Origin of the sequence: Nisaea sp. (genome assembly GCF_040217065.1) — a bacterium.
In the GTDB taxonomy this organism is placed as follows: Bacteria; Pseudomonadota; Alphaproteobacteria; order Thalassobaculales; family Thalassobaculaceae; genus Nisaea.
Map to the genome: position 1 here is coordinate 40,748 of NZ_JAVJNX010000003.1, position 17,022 is coordinate 57,769.

Annotated in this window: 16 protein-coding genes; 9 read left to right on the forward strand and 7 right to left on the reverse strand. The window is 61.5% G+C overall.

Features of this window, described 5'->3' with window-relative positions; all coding sequences use genetic code 11:
* Nucleotides 1–24: 24 nt before the first annotated feature.
* Genes RH950_RS01190 through RH950_RS01220 form a run of 7 tightly spaced genes read left to right on the forward strand, consistent with a single transcriptional unit; the run spans nucleotide 25 to nucleotide 6,620 of the window.
* The gene (locus tag RH950_RS01190; protein WP_350052871.1) at nucleotides 25–1,155 is read left to right on the forward strand and encodes a DegT/DnrJ/EryC1/StrS family aminotransferase; all 1,131 of its coding nucleotides are present in this window, start codon (nucleotides 25–27) and stop codon (nucleotides 1,153–1,155) included.
* Nucleotides 1,156–1,171: 16 nt separating this feature from the next.
* Complete coding sequence (locus tag RH950_RS01195; protein ID WP_350052873.1) at nucleotides 1,172–1,492, forward strand: hypothetical protein; 321 nt, start codon at nucleotides 1,172–1,174, stop codon at nucleotides 1,490–1,492.
* Between the two features lie 7 nt (nucleotides 1,493–1,499).
* Nucleotides 1,500–2,240 carry a hypothetical protein gene (locus RH950_RS01200; RefSeq protein WP_350052875.1) on the forward strand — a complete coding sequence of 247 codons (741 nt, stop codon included), beginning with the start codon at nucleotides 1,500–1,502 and terminating at the stop codon, nucleotides 2,238–2,240.
* Nucleotides 2,241–2,273: 33 nt separating this feature from the next.
* Complete coding sequence (locus RH950_RS01205; protein ID WP_350052877.1) at nucleotides 2,274–3,395, forward strand: radical SAM protein; 1,122 nt, start codon at nucleotides 2,274–2,276, stop codon at nucleotides 3,393–3,395.
* Nucleotides 3,396–3,410: 15 nt separating this feature from the next.
* A complete protein-coding gene (locus RH950_RS01210) occupies nucleotides 3,411–4,379 on the forward strand; it encodes a thiamine pyrophosphate-dependent dehydrogenase E1 component subunit alpha (RefSeq protein WP_350052879.1) in 969 nt (322 codons plus the stop codon).
* On the forward strand, nucleotides 4,366–5,472 hold the full coding sequence (locus RH950_RS01215) for an alpha-ketoacid dehydrogenase subunit beta (RefSeq protein WP_350052881.1): 1,107 nt from the start codon (nucleotides 4,366–4,368) through the stop codon (nucleotides 5,470–5,472). The genes RH950_RS01210 and RH950_RS01215 overlap by 14 nt, the downstream gene beginning before the upstream one ends.
* Nucleotides 5,472–6,620 carry a DegT/DnrJ/EryC1/StrS family aminotransferase gene (locus RH950_RS01220; RefSeq protein WP_350052883.1) on the forward strand — a complete coding sequence of 383 codons (1,149 nt, stop codon included), beginning with the start codon at nucleotides 5,472–5,474 and terminating at the stop codon, nucleotides 6,618–6,620. Before RH950_RS01215 ends, RH950_RS01220 begins: the two co-directional genes overlap by 1 nt.
* Nucleotide 6,621: 1 nt before the next feature.
* Here RH950_RS01220 and RH950_RS01225 read toward each other — a convergent pair whose 3' ends face one another.
* A complete protein-coding gene (locus tag RH950_RS01225; protein ID WP_350052885.1) occupies nucleotides 6,622–7,587 on the reverse strand; it encodes a lysylphosphatidylglycerol synthase transmembrane domain-containing protein in 966 nt (321 codons plus the stop codon).
* Nucleotides 7,588–7,832: 245 nt separating this feature from the next.
* On the opposite strand from RH950_RS01225, the gene RH950_RS01230 reads away from it, so the two are divergent.
* Entirely contained in the window at nucleotides 7,833–8,543 is a 711-nt protein-coding gene (locus RH950_RS01230; RefSeq protein WP_350052887.1) for a GNAT family N-acetyltransferase, read from the forward strand.
* 24 nt (nucleotides 8,544–8,567) lie between these two features.
* Here RH950_RS01230 and RH950_RS01235 read toward each other — a convergent pair whose 3' ends face one another.
* The 6 genes from RH950_RS01235 to RH950_RS01260 form a co-directional block, all read right to left on the reverse strand.
* Nucleotides 8,568–9,794 (reverse strand): TIGR04372 family glycosyltransferase, encoded by a 1,227-nt coding sequence (locus RH950_RS01235; protein WP_350052889.1) that lies wholly within the window; start codon nucleotides 9,792–9,794, stop codon nucleotides 8,568–8,570.
* A gap of 69 nt (nucleotides 9,795–9,863) precedes the next feature.
* Entirely contained in the window at nucleotides 9,864–12,536 is a 2,673-nt protein-coding gene (gene metH, locus RH950_RS01240) for a methionine synthase (RefSeq protein ID WP_350052891.1), read from the reverse strand.
* Nucleotides 12,533–13,597, reverse strand: coding sequence for a homocysteine S-methyltransferase family protein (locus RH950_RS01245; RefSeq protein WP_350052893.1), 1,065 nt, complete (start codon nucleotides 13,595–13,597; stop codon nucleotides 12,533–12,535). The genes metH and RH950_RS01245 overlap by 4 nt, the downstream gene beginning before the upstream one ends.
* Nucleotides 13,594–14,463, reverse strand: a complete 870-nt coding sequence (locus RH950_RS01250) for a homocysteine S-methyltransferase family protein (protein WP_350052895.1) — start codon at nucleotides 14,461–14,463, stop codon at nucleotides 13,594–13,596. The genes RH950_RS01245 and RH950_RS01250 overlap by 4 nt, the downstream gene beginning before the upstream one ends.
* Nucleotides 14,460–15,326, reverse strand: coding sequence for a methylenetetrahydrofolate reductase [NAD(P)H] (metF, locus tag RH950_RS01255; protein ID WP_350052897.1), 867 nt, complete (start codon nucleotides 15,324–15,326; stop codon nucleotides 14,460–14,462). The genes RH950_RS01250 and metF overlap by 4 nt, the downstream gene beginning before the upstream one ends.
* Complete coding sequence (locus RH950_RS01260; RefSeq protein ID WP_350052899.1) at nucleotides 15,326–16,288, reverse strand: ArsR/SmtB family transcription factor; 963 nt, start codon at nucleotides 16,286–16,288, stop codon at nucleotides 15,326–15,328. Before RH950_RS01260 ends, metF begins: the two co-directional genes overlap by 1 nt.
* Nucleotides 16,289–16,730: 442 nt before the next feature.
* On the opposite strand from RH950_RS01260, the gene RH950_RS01265 reads away from it, so the two are divergent.
* Entirely contained in the window at nucleotides 16,731–16,958 is a 228-nt protein-coding gene (locus tag RH950_RS01265; RefSeq protein ID WP_350052901.1) for a hypothetical protein, read from the forward strand.
* The last annotated feature ends 64 nt before the right edge of the window (nucleotides 16,959–17,022 follow it).

Consider the following 17,022-nt stretch of genomic DNA (forward strand, 5'->3'; position numbering starts at 1 on the left):
TTAAATGTGTCGAGCAGGAAAAAAATGCCGGATACGAGTGTGACGCTTTCGCCGATCCCCTATGTCGATATCGGCGCGCAATTCGCCCAGGAACGCGACGAGATCATGCCTGTCATCGAGGATATCCTCCGCAGCGGCATGTATGTCGGCGGCCCGTGGAACGACAAGCTTGAGGCGGCGCTGGCGGAACGTTGCGGCACCAAGCATGCAATCGCCTTGAACTCCGGAACGGACGCCCTGATCCTGTCTCTCGCCGCACTCGGAATCGGCCATGGCGACGAAGTGATCACCCCGCCCAACTCCTTCGTGGCGTCAACCGCGGTCATCTCCCATGTCGGGGCGACCCCCGTCTTTGCAGATGTGCTGCCCGACCAGAATATCGATCCCGCCGAGATCGAGAAGAAGATCACCTCCAGGACCAGGGCCATCATGCCGGTGCACCTGACCGGGCGCATTTCCGACATGGGCCCCATCCGGGAGATTGCCGACCGGCACGGACTGGCAATCATAGAGGATGCGGCACAGTCCATCGGCTCGCTGTATGACGGCAAGCCGAGTGGCTCTCTTGGCGATGCCGGCTGCTTCTCGGCGCATCCGCTGAAGAACCTGAACGCCTGCGGCGATGCCGGATTCCTGACCACCGACCGGGACGATATCGCTGAATTCGCGCGACTCTACCGCAATCACGGGCTGGTCGACCGCAACACGGTGGCGCGTTTCGGCTCCGTCTCCCGGATGGATCAGATCCAGGCGGCCATTCTACATTTCAGGCTCGGCAAGATGGACGATCTTATCGAGCGGCGGCGGAACAATGCGGCGCTCTATAGGGATTTGCTCGACCCCGCTCTTGCCTTCTCCCCGCCCTGCCGGGACGTTGAATTCAACAGCTTCCATACCTTCGTCATCCAGGTTGACCGCCGGGACGACCTGCAGACGCATCTCTCCAGCCTCGGCATCGGCACGGCAATCCATTATCCTGTGCCGATTCACCTGCAGCCGGCAGCGGCCTATCTCGGCCACGCCGCAGGAGACTTCCCGGTGACCGAACTGCAGTCCCAGCGGATCATCACCCTGCCGATCCACCAGAACCTGACCGAGGCCGAGATCCATCGGGTCGCGGATGCGGTCAACAGCTTCCTTGCCGCGGCCGCGTGACGCCGGAGAAATGCAGATGAGCGAACAGGCGATCAATTACGAAGAGCTGGTCGAATCTTACGAGAACAGGCTGCTGAACCAGCTGCGCAGCCACGGCGTTGATCTGGAGTTCCTGGAAATGTGGGTGCCGGACGAGGATTCCGTCTCGAGTATTCTGAATATGGCGGAAGCTGCGGGGGCCTTCGGTGTCGAGGCATTCGTCATCCGGGTCAACCGGGAGACCCTGCCATCCGCGCGGACTGCCGAACTGAAAGATGCCCTTGCTCCCATTTCGGATGTCAGCATCGAAGACCATGAGGATCATTGCCTTGTCCACATCAGCAGCATTAAAGCGTGAGACAGACGTGACTCCGCAATCCGATGTTCCCCGGGCCTTCGCCGGGCCGATCGCCGGCCGGCTGCAGCACCTTGCGCATGAGGGGCCAGCGCCGGATACGGGCGCAGCCGCCATTTCCGTGGAAGCCGAAGGCATGCGCCTGAGCCTCGTTCTGGACGGCGAGACTGAAACCGTCACCGACGCCCGCTTCATGGCTCCGGCCAGCGCGCCGGAAGCGGCAATCCTCGATCTGCTCTGCGCTCACGCCATTGGCGCGCCGGTGCGCGAGGTGATCGAACATGGTCTGATTTTCGCACTCCAGGCGCTTCGTGACCCCGAAGCGCCGTCGCCGGTTGCCGGAATCCTGACTCCGCGCAACGCGGGCGCCTGCTTCAAAACGCCGTTGGAGATGGTCGCCGCCATTCGGCGCGAAGCAGAGGCTCGCTTTGGTCGCCACAAGGACACCAATTTTTTTGATCGTCCCTATAGCGAGGGCTGGAGCAAACTGGACAAGATCGGCAAGCGCGATCTTGTCCTACCGCATATCGACAGCTTCAAGGCGGCCTGCGGTATTTCGGACGATGCCTTTGAACTGGTCGAAATCGATCAATATGATCGTCTGTTCCTCGTTTTCGCCGACGAGATCCCCGTCTGGGACAAGCCCGTCCTGCTGATGAAGCTTGAACGCTGGCTGCGCAAGCAGACCGGCGAACGCATCGAACTCTTCACCGAGGTGGTGAAGGACGCAAACCGTATCCGGCGCCTCTGAAGAACCGGGACCAACAGTCCAAGGGACGAAGCCATGACCGGAATGACTGATCACGTTGAACTGATCCTGGACGGCACCAAAATCGCCTGGCATCAGGACCGTATCGATGCCTGGGAGCGCGGCGAGCGGATCGCGCCGATCACCATCGACATGTCGCTGACCCGCGCCTGCAATTTTGCCTGCCACTTCTGCTACGCGATGTTGCAGGAGAACGAGCGCAAGGTGATCGACAAGAAGGCGATCTTCGAGTTTCTCGAAGACTGCGCCGAGATCGGCGTCAAGGGCATCAGCCTGGTTTCAGACGGCGAGAGCACGATCTCTCCGGTGTTCGTCGATGCCTGCAAATACGGGCACGAGCTCGGCCTCTCCATGGCCGTCGGCACCAACGGGTTCGTGCTGAACCGGCGCAAGCTGGAAGAAGTCCTGCCGTCCCTGACCTATCTCCGCGTCAATATCTCGGCCGGTGAGCGCAAGCGCTATGCCGAGATCATGGGTGTCAAGGAGCACTGGTTCGACCGGGTCGCGGAAAACATCAAGGCCATGGGCGAGATCAAGCGGGAACAGAATCTCGACGTCACGATCGGCATGCAGATGGTCCTGATGCCGGAATATCACGACCAGATAATGCCTCTCGCCCGGCTTGGCAAGGAGCTGCGGCCGGACTATCTCGTCATCAAGCATTGCAGCGACGACGAGGACGGCTCCCTCGGGGTCGATTACAGCGGCTATGCCAGTCTCTATGACACCTTGCACGAAGCCGAAGCCCTGTCCGACGAGACCTACCAGGTGACGGTCAAGTGGTCGAAAATCGACACCGAAGGCACGCGCAGCTATCAGCGCTGTTACGGCGCGCCCTTCATGCTGCAAATGTCCGGCTCCGGGCTGGTCGCGCCCTGCGGCATGCTGTTCAACGAGCGCTACAAGAAGTTCCATATCGGCAACATCACCGAGGAACGCTTCCGCGACATCTTCTACAGCGACCGCTACTGGGAAGTGATGAACTACCTCGCCAGCCCGGATTTCAACGCCCAGAAGATGTGCGGCAGCCTGTGCCTGCAACACAAGGTCAATGAATTCCTGGACGGCTACCAAAAGGGCGACTTCGAATTGCCGGAAATGAAGGGCGAACAGCCCATGCATATCAATTTCATCTGACGCCGGAGCTGGAAAATGGCCGACGCCGGGAACGACTACAGGCTGCGCTGCCTGAAACAGATGCTGCGCATCCGTCTGGTCGAGGAGACCATCGCGGAACGCTATGCCGAACAGGAAATGCGCTGCCCTGTGCATCTTTCCATCGGTCAGGAAGCCTCTGCCGTCGGCGTGTGCGATGCCCTCCTGCCCGATGACCGCCTCTTCAGCAGCCACCGTTCCCACGCGCATTACCTCGCCAAGGGCGGCAATCTCAAGGCGATGATGGCCGAGATCTACGGCAAGCGGGACGGTTGCATCGGCGGCCGTGGCGGGTCCATGCATCTGATGGACCCGGATGTCGGGATGATGGCCAGCATTCCGATCGTGGCCAGTTCGATCCCTCTGGCAACCGGCACTGCGCTGTCGGACAAGTTCGATAACAGCGGCAAGGTCACCATCTCCTTCCTTGGCGATGCCTGCCTTGAGGAAGGCGTGTTCCATGAATCCGCCAACTTCGCCAGGCTGCGCGGGCTGCCGATCGTCTATGTCTGCGAGAACAATCTTTATTCGGTCTATACCAACCTGGCCGACCGCCAGCCGGACCGGCCGCTGACGGATATTCCGGCCGCCCACGGCATCGCGCACAGGCATGTTGACGGCAACGATCTCGAAGCCGTCCGCGAGGCCGCGCTCTGGGCCGTCGAGACCGCGCGCTCCGGAAACCCGACATTCCTGCAACTCGACACCTACCGGTGGCGGGAACATTGCGGGCCAAACTACGACAATCATATCGGCTACCGGACCGAAGAAGAGTTCCAGACCTGGCACGCCCAGGATCCGCTGGATCGCTATCGCAAGGCGCTGGAGGGGAACGGGACGCTCGGTGCGGCCAGTTTCGCCGCCCTTGAACAAGGCATCCAGGCCGAAGTGGACGACGCGTTCGCTTTTGCCGTCAACTCCCCGCTGCCGGAACCGACCGAGGCCCTCGCCCATGTCTATGCCTGAAACAACCAATGCACCGGACCGGCCGGTGATCAATATGGGCACCGCCATCCGTGACGGCCTGCTTGAAGCGGCGCAGCGTGATCCTTCCGTCATCTTCTTCGGCGAAGGCGTGGAGGACCCGGCTGCCCTGTTCGGCACGCTGAAGGATATCGGCAAGCATATCGGCCACGACCGGATGATCGAGATGCCGATCGCCGAGAACGGCCTGATCGGCATCGCCATCGGCGCCGCCATGGCAGGAAAGCGCCCGGTGGTCAGCCTGCAGCGCGTCGAGTTCGCCCTGCTCGCGCTGGAGCAGATCCTGAACAATGCCGCCAAGACCCATTATGTCAGCAATGGCCGCCACAAGGTGCCTCTGGTCCTGCGCATGATTGTCGGGCGCGGCTGGGGTCAGGGCCCGGAACATTCCCAAAGCATGGAAGCGATTTTCGCCCATGTGCCCGGCTTGAAAGTCATCATGCCGGCCTTTGCCGAGGACGCGAAAGGCATGATCGCCGCCGCCGTCGAGGACGACAATCCGGTGGTCGTGATCGAGCATCGCTGGTCGCACTACACCACAAGCCCGGTCGCGGAAGGCTATGTCCACCGGCCTTTGGACGGCCCGCGCACCGTGCGTGAGGGCGACGGGCTGACTATCGTTGCGACATCCTACATGACGCTGGAAGCCGTCCGTGCCGCCGACAAGCTGGCGGAAGCCGGTTACCCGGTCGAAGTGCTCGACCTGCGCGTGATCCGGCCGCTCAACCTCGATCCCATAGTTGAGAGTGTGGCCCGTACCGGGCGCCTTCTGACCGTCGACACCGGATTTCGGATGTTCGGCATCGGCGCCGAGATCGCCTCCGAGGTTACCTTGCGCTGTTTTGACATTCTCGAAGCAGCGCCGATCCGCCTCGGACTGCCGGATCACCCAACACCGAGTTCCCGCGGACTGGTCAGGGGATTCTATCCGGATGCCGCCCGTATCGCCCGCACCGCGGCCGAGATGATGGGGCTGGATGAGGCAAAGATCGCTGCCATTGAGGAGGACATTCTGGCTGATCGCAAGGGTCTCCCGCTCGACGTGCCGGATCCCTTTTTCAAGGGGCCTTTCTGATGGCTGCTGATGCGGACCAGAGGCTCGCCGAGTCCATGGATGTTCGCTACTCGCCCCTGGAACAGCAATTCGCAGATGTCGATGAAATCTTTGACGAGCTGCGCGCGCTGGTCCGCTCCACCGACTTCACCCTCGGCAAGGTGGTCGGTGAGTTCGAGGAGATGTTCGCGGCGGCAGCCGGATCGAAATTTGCCATCGGCGTCGGCTCCGGCACGGACGCCCTCAAGATCCCGCTGAAGGCCCTTGGCATTGGTTCCGGCGACGAGGTCATCACCGCCGCCAATACCTTCTACGCCACTGCAGGCGCCATCGCCGAGACCGGCGCGCGGATCGTCTTTGTGGATTGCGACGATACGTTCGGGATCGATCCGGACCGGATCGAGGCCGCGATCACGCCGCGCACGAAAGCGATCATGCCGGTTCATCTGGCCGGCGACATGGCGAACATGACCCGGATCACGGAGATCGCCGAAAAGCACAGACTGCCGGTGGTCGAGGATGCCTGCCAGAGCCTGCTTGCGACGGAGGCCGGCCGGCCGGCAGGCACCTGGGGCATCGCCGGCGGGTTTTCCATGCACCCGCTGAAAATTATCAATGTCTGGGGTGATGCAGGCGTGATCGTGACGGACGACGCGGAGATGGACCGGATGTGCCGGCTCCTGCGCAATCACGGCCTGCGCAACCGGGATGAGATGGAAATTCTCGGCTACAACACCCGCCTCGATTCCGTGCAGGCCGTGGTCGGAAAATGGATCGTCGCCAAGGTCGAGGATATCGTCGCCGGGCGGATAATGGCCGCCGCGCGTTATGATGCTGGTTTCAGCGATGTTCCGGAAATCACGCTTCCCATCCGGCGGGCGGATAAAGGGCCGGGGGAGCGGGCGGTCTATCTGAATTACGTGGTCTATGCGGAACGGCGCGATGAGCTGCTGGCGCATTGCCAGGCACACCGCATTGACGCCAAGGTGCATTATCCGATCCCGCTCTACAGGCAGGAGGCCCTGCGTCATCTCGGCTATGAGGATGGTGCCTTCCCGGTCACCGACCGGCATACCCGGTCAATCATAAGCTTCCCGGCGGACCAGCATCTATCGCCGGCCCAGCAGGATTATCTGATCGGCGTGGTCCGGGAGTTTTACGGCCGCTAGACTAGCGGACGCCGGGAGTCTCCATGCGGCTGGCGGAGCGTTCCGCGACCGGACGGCTCAGCACCCAGAGCAATCCGCCAAGGCTCGCCGCGACAATCACCGACAGACCCCAGAGAATGGACGCCGCCAGAGCTTGTTCAAACGGCATGCCGGTCATCGCGAAGATGCCGACCATGAGTCCTTCCCGTACACCCCAGCCGCCAACGGAAATCGGCAGCAGAGTGCCAAGGATCACCAAAGGCAAAGCGCCGAGGACCATCAGGAAATCGACATCGACCGAAATCGATTGAAACACCACCCACAGTCCGAACGCGCTGATCACATGCAACAGGTAACTGAGGCCAATGACGACGGCCGAACGCGACCCTGCCCGCCACAGCACACGAGAATCCCGCAACATCGCCGCGAAGTGACGGCCATACCGGTGATCCTCGATCACGTCCGCAATCCAGTCGGCGCTGGAAAGCGCCATGACCAGCAACAGGAGAGCACCACCGACCACAAGGATCGCGACGGTACTGAGGTTGGGGTCAGGTGCCACTTTAGCGATAGTCACGCTGGTGACGACGAGAAGCGTCAGAATGGAGACAAGACCGGCCGTGCGATCCAGGAGCACCGTACTTGCCGCGCGGGCCAAAGGCAGACCGTGCCGGCTCACCAACCATATGCGGACCGTATCCGAACTGAGCGAGCCAGGCAGAGCCTGGTTGAAGAACATGCCGGCCAGTAAAATACGGAAAGTTTGCCACGGAGACAGCGGAACACCCGTACCGCTGATCAGCAGAAACCAGCGGCAGGCGCCAACAAAGAACTGCAGGATCACAATGCCGACGACGGACGCCAGCAACGGAAGCGATGGGTTAAATGCCGCAGAGATCAGGCGAGAGAAGTCGACCTGATAGATCAAGGATCCAATCAGGACAATACTGACAGAAACTTTCAGAAAAAATTTCGACTTGGCAGTCACTAGTGATTGCCCACCCCTGGGTTCATGAACATGCTGTTGGAAAGTAAATCCGCGCGCCGCCGCGCAATGCATGGAACGCTGTACGCCCTATTTGATTGCGCCCACCGAAAACTCAAAGGTTATGCCTGCAATTGTGAATGAGCAATATTTTCACCGAGTGGAGCAACAATTGCTACCGGTTCGTGTTTGTGGCGTGCAATCTAAATGCGTCATCGATTTCCCGAGCTTGCTTTAGGAAGGTCACAATGGCGAGTCTGGTGAAACAACCATTCGACAGTTCCATTCTCGGGGGGCCGGTCTATCGGTTGGAAATCGCTATCGAGTCCGAAACCCCGGAAATCCGCAATTTGGTTCCCGCCGACGCCATCTTGGTATCGGCTCGGCTGCCGGCGGCATGGCAGCGCCCGACAGAGCAGAGCGGGTTCCGGGAAATCGAAACTCTCATCCAGCTTGAACGCACTCTCAGCGAGCAGGACCGTCAGCCCGCCCCGTCCACTATAAGACTTTCGGACCCGAGCGACGCCGAGTCCTGTGCCGCCGTTGCCGAAGCTGTCTTTCGGTCCGATCGCTACCATGCCGACCCGATGGTCCCGGAAATGGTCGCAAACCGAATTAAGGCCGCCTGGGCGCGCAATGAGGTCAGCGGGCGAACGGACAGAACCTTCATCTGGGAACAGGAGGGGCAGATCGCCGGCTTCAACGGTTGTCTCCTTCAGGCCCGCGTGTTGACGATCGATCTGATTGCCGTTGCCGAAGCCTTTCAGGGGCGCGGCATTGGTGCCGCTCTGATCAAGGCGGCCTTTTCTCACTATGCGGACTTGGCAGACCGTGCCGTCATCGCGACTCAGGACAGCAATTCCGGCGCGCTCGCGCTTTACCGAAAGCTGGGCTTCGTCGAGACCGCCCGCTTCCGGACGTTTCATTACGTTCCGGAGCCGATCAGCGATGTCGCCTAGGCAACGCTGCGACCAGTCCGTGTTTCAGTCGAGAAAGTGCGGATTGGATTCCAGGAACCGCCGCGACAGGCGGCGCTGCAGCCGCGGATCCAATTCACGATCGGCCGCCGGGCCTTTTACCGTGTCGTCATACTCACGCGTGATGGCATGAAAGTGTCGCTGGATTTCCGGATCCGGCGGCGTGCCGATAGCCAGGAATTCGAGCATCTCCTCAACCCCTGCTCTGATTTCAGCAGCGCTGTTACTGTCCGCTGTCAGGCCGCTCGGTGAGAGCTTGTTGGTCGTCAGAATGCGGTCGGGAATTTCACATTCCCAAAGCTCTCTGTATGTCAGCTCCGTGCCGTCCGCCCTGCGCACATGCTTGTAAAGCGCGACCTCACGTTCCTGGAAAACCCAGAACGGTTCGGGATATGCATTTGTCAGCAGGATCGGACGCCCTAGCGCCTGTAGAAATGCCCAGGGCCCCGACTGCGTGACGATCCCGAAATGGGATTCCGCGAGCAGCGCCAGATCTGCCGAACGATCATAACCCTGACTATGGGACAGCTCGATATAGCACGGATGGTCGATATCGAGCCGCGGACTTGCGGCATCGCCGATACGGATAACCGCGAGACCGCACCCGAGAAGGTATTCAACCGCCGACCGGTAATTCCCGACCGGGTTGCACCGGAAGCCGTGATATCCCATTTCCGGCGCGAAGCCCTCGTCACGCACATGCAGCATCACATAAGGCTGGTTCGGTTCCGGCAGCATTCCGGCTCTGAGACGCCGGCCGGGTTCGAGCCATTGTTCGGAAAGGGTGAAAAAACGATGCGGCAATCCGGCTGCCAGGGCGCCCGTGAATCGGGCGAACAGGGACTGCGGTCGCCAGAGCAGGAAATCGAAGCCCCCGGCGGAGAAGGAACCGCCTTCGACAAAACCGATCGTTGTCAGGACGATGTCATCTGTCTCGATAATCGTGAATCGGGATCGCAGATAGTCGAAGAAGGCCTTGTTCGCTGCCTCTTCACCTGGTCCCGTAACAATGACGATCTCGTCATACTGGTCACCGAAGAGGCTTTGCAGCATCCATGGCTCCAGCACGAGATGGCCGATCCGGCTCTGCTGTGCCAGAACATAGACGAGACATTTCCGCGCCGGATCCAGCCTGGATTGCAACAATGCAAGCAGCCGCGCGAGATGGCCGGTCAACCGCTGCGGGTCGGCCAGTTCCTCGCGGAGAACCCTGTCTCTCGGTGTTTCCTCCACACAGCCCCCCCAGAACACATCATGCCAGAGGGCGACCCTAGACCGGCAGGCCACTCGGCGAAAGGCCGGTCAGGCGGCCGCGGCCTTCGGATCGTAATCGAGGTTGGAGCCCAGCCAGCGCTCGACTTCCTCCACCGAGGCTCCCTTGCGCGCCGCATAGTCGGCGACCTGGTCCCGGCCGATCCGGCCAAGGCCGAAATACCGCGATTCCGGATGGGCGAAATAGAAGCCCGAGACCGAAGACGACGGCCACATGGCGTTGCTCTCTGTCAGGGAGACACCCGTCACCGCTTCCGCGTCGAGCAGGCGGAACAGCTCCGGCTTCTCCGTATGGTCAGGGCAGGCGGGATAGCCCGGCGCCGGCCGGATACCACGATAGTCTTCGGAGATCAGTTGCTCGTTGCTGAAGGATTCGCCCGCGGCATAGCCCCAGAACTCGGTGCGCACCCGTTCATGCATGCGCTCGGCAAAAGCCTCGGCCAGCCGGTCGCCGATCACCTTCATCAGGATGGCGTTGTAATCGTCATGCTCGGCTTCCAGGCGTTTCGCCCGCGCGTCGAGTTCCTCACCGGCGGTCACCACAAAACCGCCGACATAATCGGCCAGCCCGGTTTCCAGCGGCGCGACGAAATCCGACAGCGCCAGATTGGCCCGGTCGGTCCGGCTGTGAATCCGCTGCTGGCGGAGCGTGTGCAGCACACTCTTGCGCTCCGAACGGCTGTCATCGGTGAACAGCACGATATCGTCCTTGTCGGCGGCGGCCGGCCAGAAGCCGATAACCGCACGGGCACGCACCCAGCCCTCCGAGATCATCCGGTCGAGCATCCGGCGGCCGTCGTCATAGAGCGAGCGTGCCGTCTCCCCGACCTTCGGGTCGTCAAGGATCTCCGGGAACCGGCCATGCAGCTCCCAGGCCTGGAAGAACGGCTTCCAGTCGATCCTCTCGGCCAGTTCGGCGAGATCGTAATTGTCGAAGGCTTTGGTCCCGAGGAAGGCCGGCTTCGGCGGCTCGTAGGAGCCCCAGTCGATCTGGAGCGCATTCTCCCGCGCCTCATCCAGCGTCAGACGCTTCGCCCCGCTGTTGCCGCGGGCATGATGGGCCCGGATCTTCTCGTACTCATTCGCGATATCGCCGGCGAAATTCTTGCTGTTGCTCTCCGAAAACAGGTTCCCGGTCACCCCGACAGCGCGCGAGGCATCGGTGACATAGACCACCGGCCCGTCGTAATTGGGGGAAATCTTCACCGCGGTGTGGATCTTGCTGGTGGTCGCGCCGCCGATCAGCAACGGCAAATTCATGCCCTCCCGCTTCATTTCCGAGGCGACATAAGCCATCTCTTCCAGGCTCGGCGTGATCAAGCCGGACAGTCCGATGGCGTCGACCTTCTCGGCCTTGGCTGTCTCCAGGATCTTGGCGGAGGGCACCATGACGCCGAGATCGATAACCTCGTAATTGTTGCACTGGAGCACGACGCCGACGATGTTCTTGCCGATATCGTGGACATCGCCTTTTACGGTCGCCATCAGGATCTTGCCGTTCGACCGGGCGCTACCGTCCGCTTCCTGCTCCATGTAGGGCAGCAGGATTGCCACGGCCTTCTTCATCACCCGCGCGCTCTTGACCACCTGCGGCAGGAACATCTTGCCCGCGCCGAACAGGTCGCCAACCACATTCATGCCGGACATCAGCGGACCTTCGATCACGTCCAGCGGACGGCCGAGGGTCTGGCGGGCTTGCTCGACATCCTCGTCGATGAAGTCGGTAATGCCATGTACCAGGGCATAGGAGAGCCGACCCGACACATCCTGTTCGCGCCAGCTGAGATCCGCTTCCTTCGCTTTCGCCTGGCCGCGGAAATTCTCGGCGACTTCCAGCAGCCGGTCGGTCGCATCGTCGCGGCGATTGAGCACAACGTCTTCCGCCCGTTCCCGCAGGTCCTCCGGGATATCCTCATAGACCGGCAGCGCGCCCGCATTGACGATTGCCATGTCCATGCCCGCCTTGATGGCATGAAACAAGAAAACGGCATGGATCGCTTCGCGGACCGAATTGTTGCCGCGGAAGGAGAAGGAGAGGTTCGAGAGACCGCCGGAGACATGAGCGCCCGGAAGCTCCGTACGGATCCGGCGCGTGGCCTCGATGAAGGCCCGGCCATAATCATTATGCTCCTCGATGCCGGTCGCCACGGCGAAGATGTTGGGATCGAATATGATGTCCTCGGGAGCGAACCCGACCGTCCCGACCAGCAGATCATAGGACCGTTTGCAGATCTCGAACTTGCGGTCGGCGGTGTCCGCCTGCCCGTCCTCGTCGAAGGCCATGACGACGACCGCGGCGCCATAGCGCCTGACCAGCTTGGCCTGGCGCAGGAATGGCTCCTCGCCTTCCTTCAGGCTGATGGAATTCACCACCGACTTGCCCTGCACGCATTTCAGGCCGGCTTCGATGATCTCCCATTTCGAGCTGTCGATCATCACCGGCACCTTGGAGATGTCCGGCTCGGACGCGATCATGTTCAGAAAGCGGACCATCGCCGCTTTCGAATCCAGCATCGCCTCGTCCATGTTGATATCGATGATCTGGGCGCCGCTCTCGACCTGCTGCCGGGCCACGTCCAATGCGGTCTCGTAATCGCCTTCCAGGATCAGCCGCTTGAAGCGGGCCGAGCCGGTGACGTTGGTGCGTTCGCCGATATTGACGAAACGGGCGCCGGTCTCGGTCATTCCGGTTGCGTCGCTCATGCCGGCACCTCGAACGGCTCGAGGCCGGAAAGCCGCATGCGTCGCTGCGGTTTTGGAATGTCGCGTGGCGGCACGTCCTTGACCGCCTCGGCAATGGCCCGGATATGATCCGGCGTCGTGCCGCAGCAACCGCCGACGATATTGACCAGCCCGTCCCGGGCCCAGGCCCCGATCTCGCGTGCGGTCTCTTCCGGGGTCTCGTCATAGCCGCCAAAGGCATTGGGCAGCCCGGCATTGGGATAGGCGCTGACCCGGGTTTCGGCGGCACGGGACAGCTCGGAAAGGAAGCCGCGCAGCTGATGCGCCCCCAGCGCGCAATTGAGACCGACACTGATCGGCTTGGCGTGCCGCACCGAATTCCAGAAGGCTTCCGGCGTCTGGCCCGACAGGGTCCGGCCGGAAAGGTCGGTGATGGTGCCGGAGATCATCAGCGGCAACCGGACTCCGGTCTCTTCCGCCAGCTCATCGATCCCGAACAGGGCCGCCTTGGCATTCAGGGTGTCGAAAATGGTCTCGACCAGCAGCAGGTCGGCGCCGCCCTCCATCAAGCCACGCGCGGCCTCCTTGTAGGCCTCGGCCAGCTCGTCGAAATTGGTGTTGCGGAAAGCCGGGTCGTTGACGTCCGGGGAAATCGAGGCCGTCCGGTTGGTCGGGCCGAGCGCGCCGGCGACGAAACAGAGCCGGCCCGGCTCCGCGTCCTCGGCCGCGTCCGCTGCCTTCCTGGCAAGCCGGGCACCTTCAAAGTTGAGCTCATAGACCAGGTCCTCGGCGGCATAATCCGCCTGGGCGATGGTGGTCGCGCTGAAGGTATTGGTCTCGACGATATCGGCGCCGGCCTCGAAATAGGCGCGGTGGATTTCCTCGACGATTTCCGGCCGGGTCAGGTTCAGGATATCGTTGTTGCCGCGCAGATCGGAGCCGTGCTCCGCCAGACGCTCTCCGCGATAGCCTGCTTCGTCCAGCTTATAGCCCTGCACCATGGTCCCCATGGCGCCGTCCATCACGAAGATGCGTTCGCCGAGCAGGGTTTCGAAGGCTTTGATCCGGTCTTCCCGTTTCATGTGCTTTTCCTTCTCCGGACCAGCGTCGTGGCCCCGAGGCTTGTTTTGATAACGCGGCGGAGATCGCGCGGTGAGGAAGACGGCAGGAAGGCAAGCCGCCCCCCCAGCATCGGATCCTCACAAAGCGTCCGCACCGTATTCGCATCCGCCGCCGGACTGAGAGCGACAGCCCCCTTCCAGTACGGCAAGACATGCTCCAGCAGCGCCGGAGCGGTCTCCGGAATATCGCCCGGGTTCACGCCGACAGCCGCGATCTGCATGGTCGCGGCGAGCGCGGCGGCCTGGGCGAGATCTTCATGGATCTGCGCACGGTCGAACCGGCCCGGATGCATTGCCGGGCGCAACAAGAGCATCAGAGGAACGGTCTGCTCCGCCTCGGTCATGCCCCAGCGGGCCCCGTTCATCGCCGCCGCAACATGCCCGGGACGGGCCGCAACATCGATCAGCACCGCATCGACGCCGCCGGCGACCTGGGCGGAGACCAGGCAGCGCGCGGCGGATTCGACTTCGGTCGCCGTCATGAAGCCGGTGACCGGAACCCGTGACGGCAAGCGCACATCGCCGATCACCAGAACCTGGTGGGCCGCTTCGTCCGCCACCGTCCGGGCCAGCTCGGCACCGAGATAGCTGACGGCGAATGCCTCGTCGAACATGCGGAAGCTGCGCAGAAGCTGCGGCGCGGCCCCGCCGGAATTGGTGAATAGCACCTCTGCGCCCGCCTTCACGAAGCGCCGATGCACCTTCATGACCAGCTTCGGGCGCTCGATATTCAGCGCCTCGACACAGCCGCTCTTGCCGACCCAGCGCGCCAGCTGGGAGGCCGGTGCTGGGGCGGCGTGCGGGATGCGTTCTCCCACCTCCGTCATGCCGCCTCCGACAGATTCGGGCGCATGCCGAGCAGGTGGCAGGTGGCGAAGGTCAGGGACGGCACATTGAGGGTGTAGAAGTGGAAATCCGTCACGCCCTCCGCGATCAGCCGGTGGCAGAGATCGGCCGCGGTGCTGGCGGCAACCAGCTCGCGCGTCTCCGGATCTTCGTCCAGCCTCTCGAAACGTTCGAACAGCCAGTCAGGGACAGATGCGCCGCAGCGCTTGCTGAAATTCACCATCCGGCCGAAATGACCGATCGGCATGATGCCCGGCACCAGCGGCGCATCAATACCAGCCTTGGCGACCTTGTCCCGGAAGCGCAGAAACAGATCGACATCGAAGAAATACTGGGTGATCGCCCGGTTCGCGCCATTGTCGATCTTGGCCTTCAGGTTGGCGATATCAGCCGCCTCTGAGGGCGAGTCCGGATGCGCTTCCGGATAGGCCGCAACGGAAATATCGAAATCACCGATCCGGTGCAGCCCGGAGACCAGATCCGCCGCATTCTGATAGCCATTCGGGTGCGGCTGATAACGACCGGTATCCTGGGGCGGATCGCCACGCAGAGCGACCAGCCGGGTGATACCCGCCTCCAGCCACCCCTTGGCAATGCCATCGATCTCGGCCTTGTCCGCACCGACACAGGTCAGGTGCGCCGCAGGCTCCATGCGCCCGTCATTCTTGAGCTTTTGCACCACTTTCAGGGTGCGCTCCCGGGTGGTTCCGCCGGCACCGTAGGTGACCGAGGCGAAAGCCGGGCCGAGAGGGGCAAGCTTCTCCACCGTGTTCCACAGGCGCGCTTCGGCAGCCTCGCTGGAAGGCGGGAAGAATTCAAAGCTGACAGACAGTTTCTCGGTCATCAGAGCGCCTCCGCCACAAGATCATTGGCAATTTCAATCCGGCTCTTGCCGGTCCAGATACACACCGTGAGATCCCCGCCGTCGATCCGCTCGACATCCTGGATTTCGAGGCCGGCCTTTGTGAACAGCCGCTCCACATCGGCATCGGAGAATCCGAGCCAGCGATGAGCATGGCGTTCCCGCAAGTCCGCAAGGTCGTGAGAGGCAAAATCGACCAGCACAAGCCGGCCTCCCGGGCGCAATACCCGCGCCGCCTCGCGCACCATGTCCGCCGGGTTGTCGGCGTAATGCATCAGCATGTTTGCCGTAACCGCGTCGAACCGGTGCGCCGGAAACGGCAGGCGGTACATGTCAGCGTGCCGGACCTGGCAGTTCCGCAGCACTTCCTGATCGAGATAGCTGCGGGCGATGGCCAGCATCTCGCGGGAATTGTCGACCCCGACCGCAGCACGCACATCCTCGCCGACAAGACGCAGCACGCGCCCGGTACCGGTGCCGATATCCAGCAAGTCCCTAACAGGGGCGCTGAGAATACGGCGTTTCAGACGGGTATCGACACTTTCGTCGTCGATATGCTGGCCGCGCAGATCTTCCCAGTTCTGGGCATTGCGGCGGAAATACTCCTCGGCCACCTCGGCGCGCTGCAGCTTGATTTCATCCAGCCGGGCCAGATCGACCGAGATGACGTCATCATCATCTGGCGTCAGATCGACCAGCATGCGAGCGAGATCCGAAACGTTGCTCTCTTCACTCATCCGGTAGAAGGCACGGCTACCCTCCTGATGGCGTTCGAGCAGGTTGGCCTCGACCATCAGCTTCAGGTGACGCGAGACCCGGGGCTGGCTCTGCCCCAGCACCTGCACCAGCTCCGTGACGGACAGTTCGGCATGTGTGCACAAAATCAGGATGCGCAATCGGGTCGGCTCGGAGACGGCCCGGAGGCCCTGCAGCAAAGTTTCCATTAACTCGGCCAAACAATCTGTTCAGACACAATAATATAAAGATGTCTTTATATGATTATACAATCAAAGACAAAGAGTCAATTGGTAACCGCTGCCGCTGAGAGCCGGGAAGGTCAGCTTTCGCAGATCGGTCAGGCTTGCCGGGCGGCAACCGGGCCGCAGCGTAAAATCACACCCGACATGCCTGCCATGGGCTTCGACGTCACTGTTATGTTGCTGCCAGTGGAAGAGTCGGAGAAATGAGGGTACCGGGACCGAATGTCGCAGGAAAAACATCGACGATGCATAAAACCGGCGCGCCACAGAGGGCTACACCCGCACGGGATCGTTCCGATACTGACCGGCGAGTGGGTTGATAGGCCTCAAATTCTTTGACAAAATTGACGCCAAACTGCATAGGACGAGGAGATTTGAAGCTCCCGCTTCATGAGGAAAAGAGGCTATGTTGCTCGAATATTTGGAATCTTCAGCGTCCATCGCATTGATGTTTGTCGGCGTCGCTGCCTTTTTCTGGATCGTCCTAACGTTGTCAATCCGCAACGTCAACAAAGGGGTGCAGAGGACGACCAGGGAACACAAAGCGGAAGATCTTGAAAAGGATATCGACGCGGAAATTGCTGAATTGCGCAAGCAAAGAGGGTTTTCGAAACACCCTACAATTTCCGCCTGACCTTAAGAAACGGTGCGGCCTCGAAAACAACAATGCGGCGCGACAAGATAGCCGCGCCGCAAAC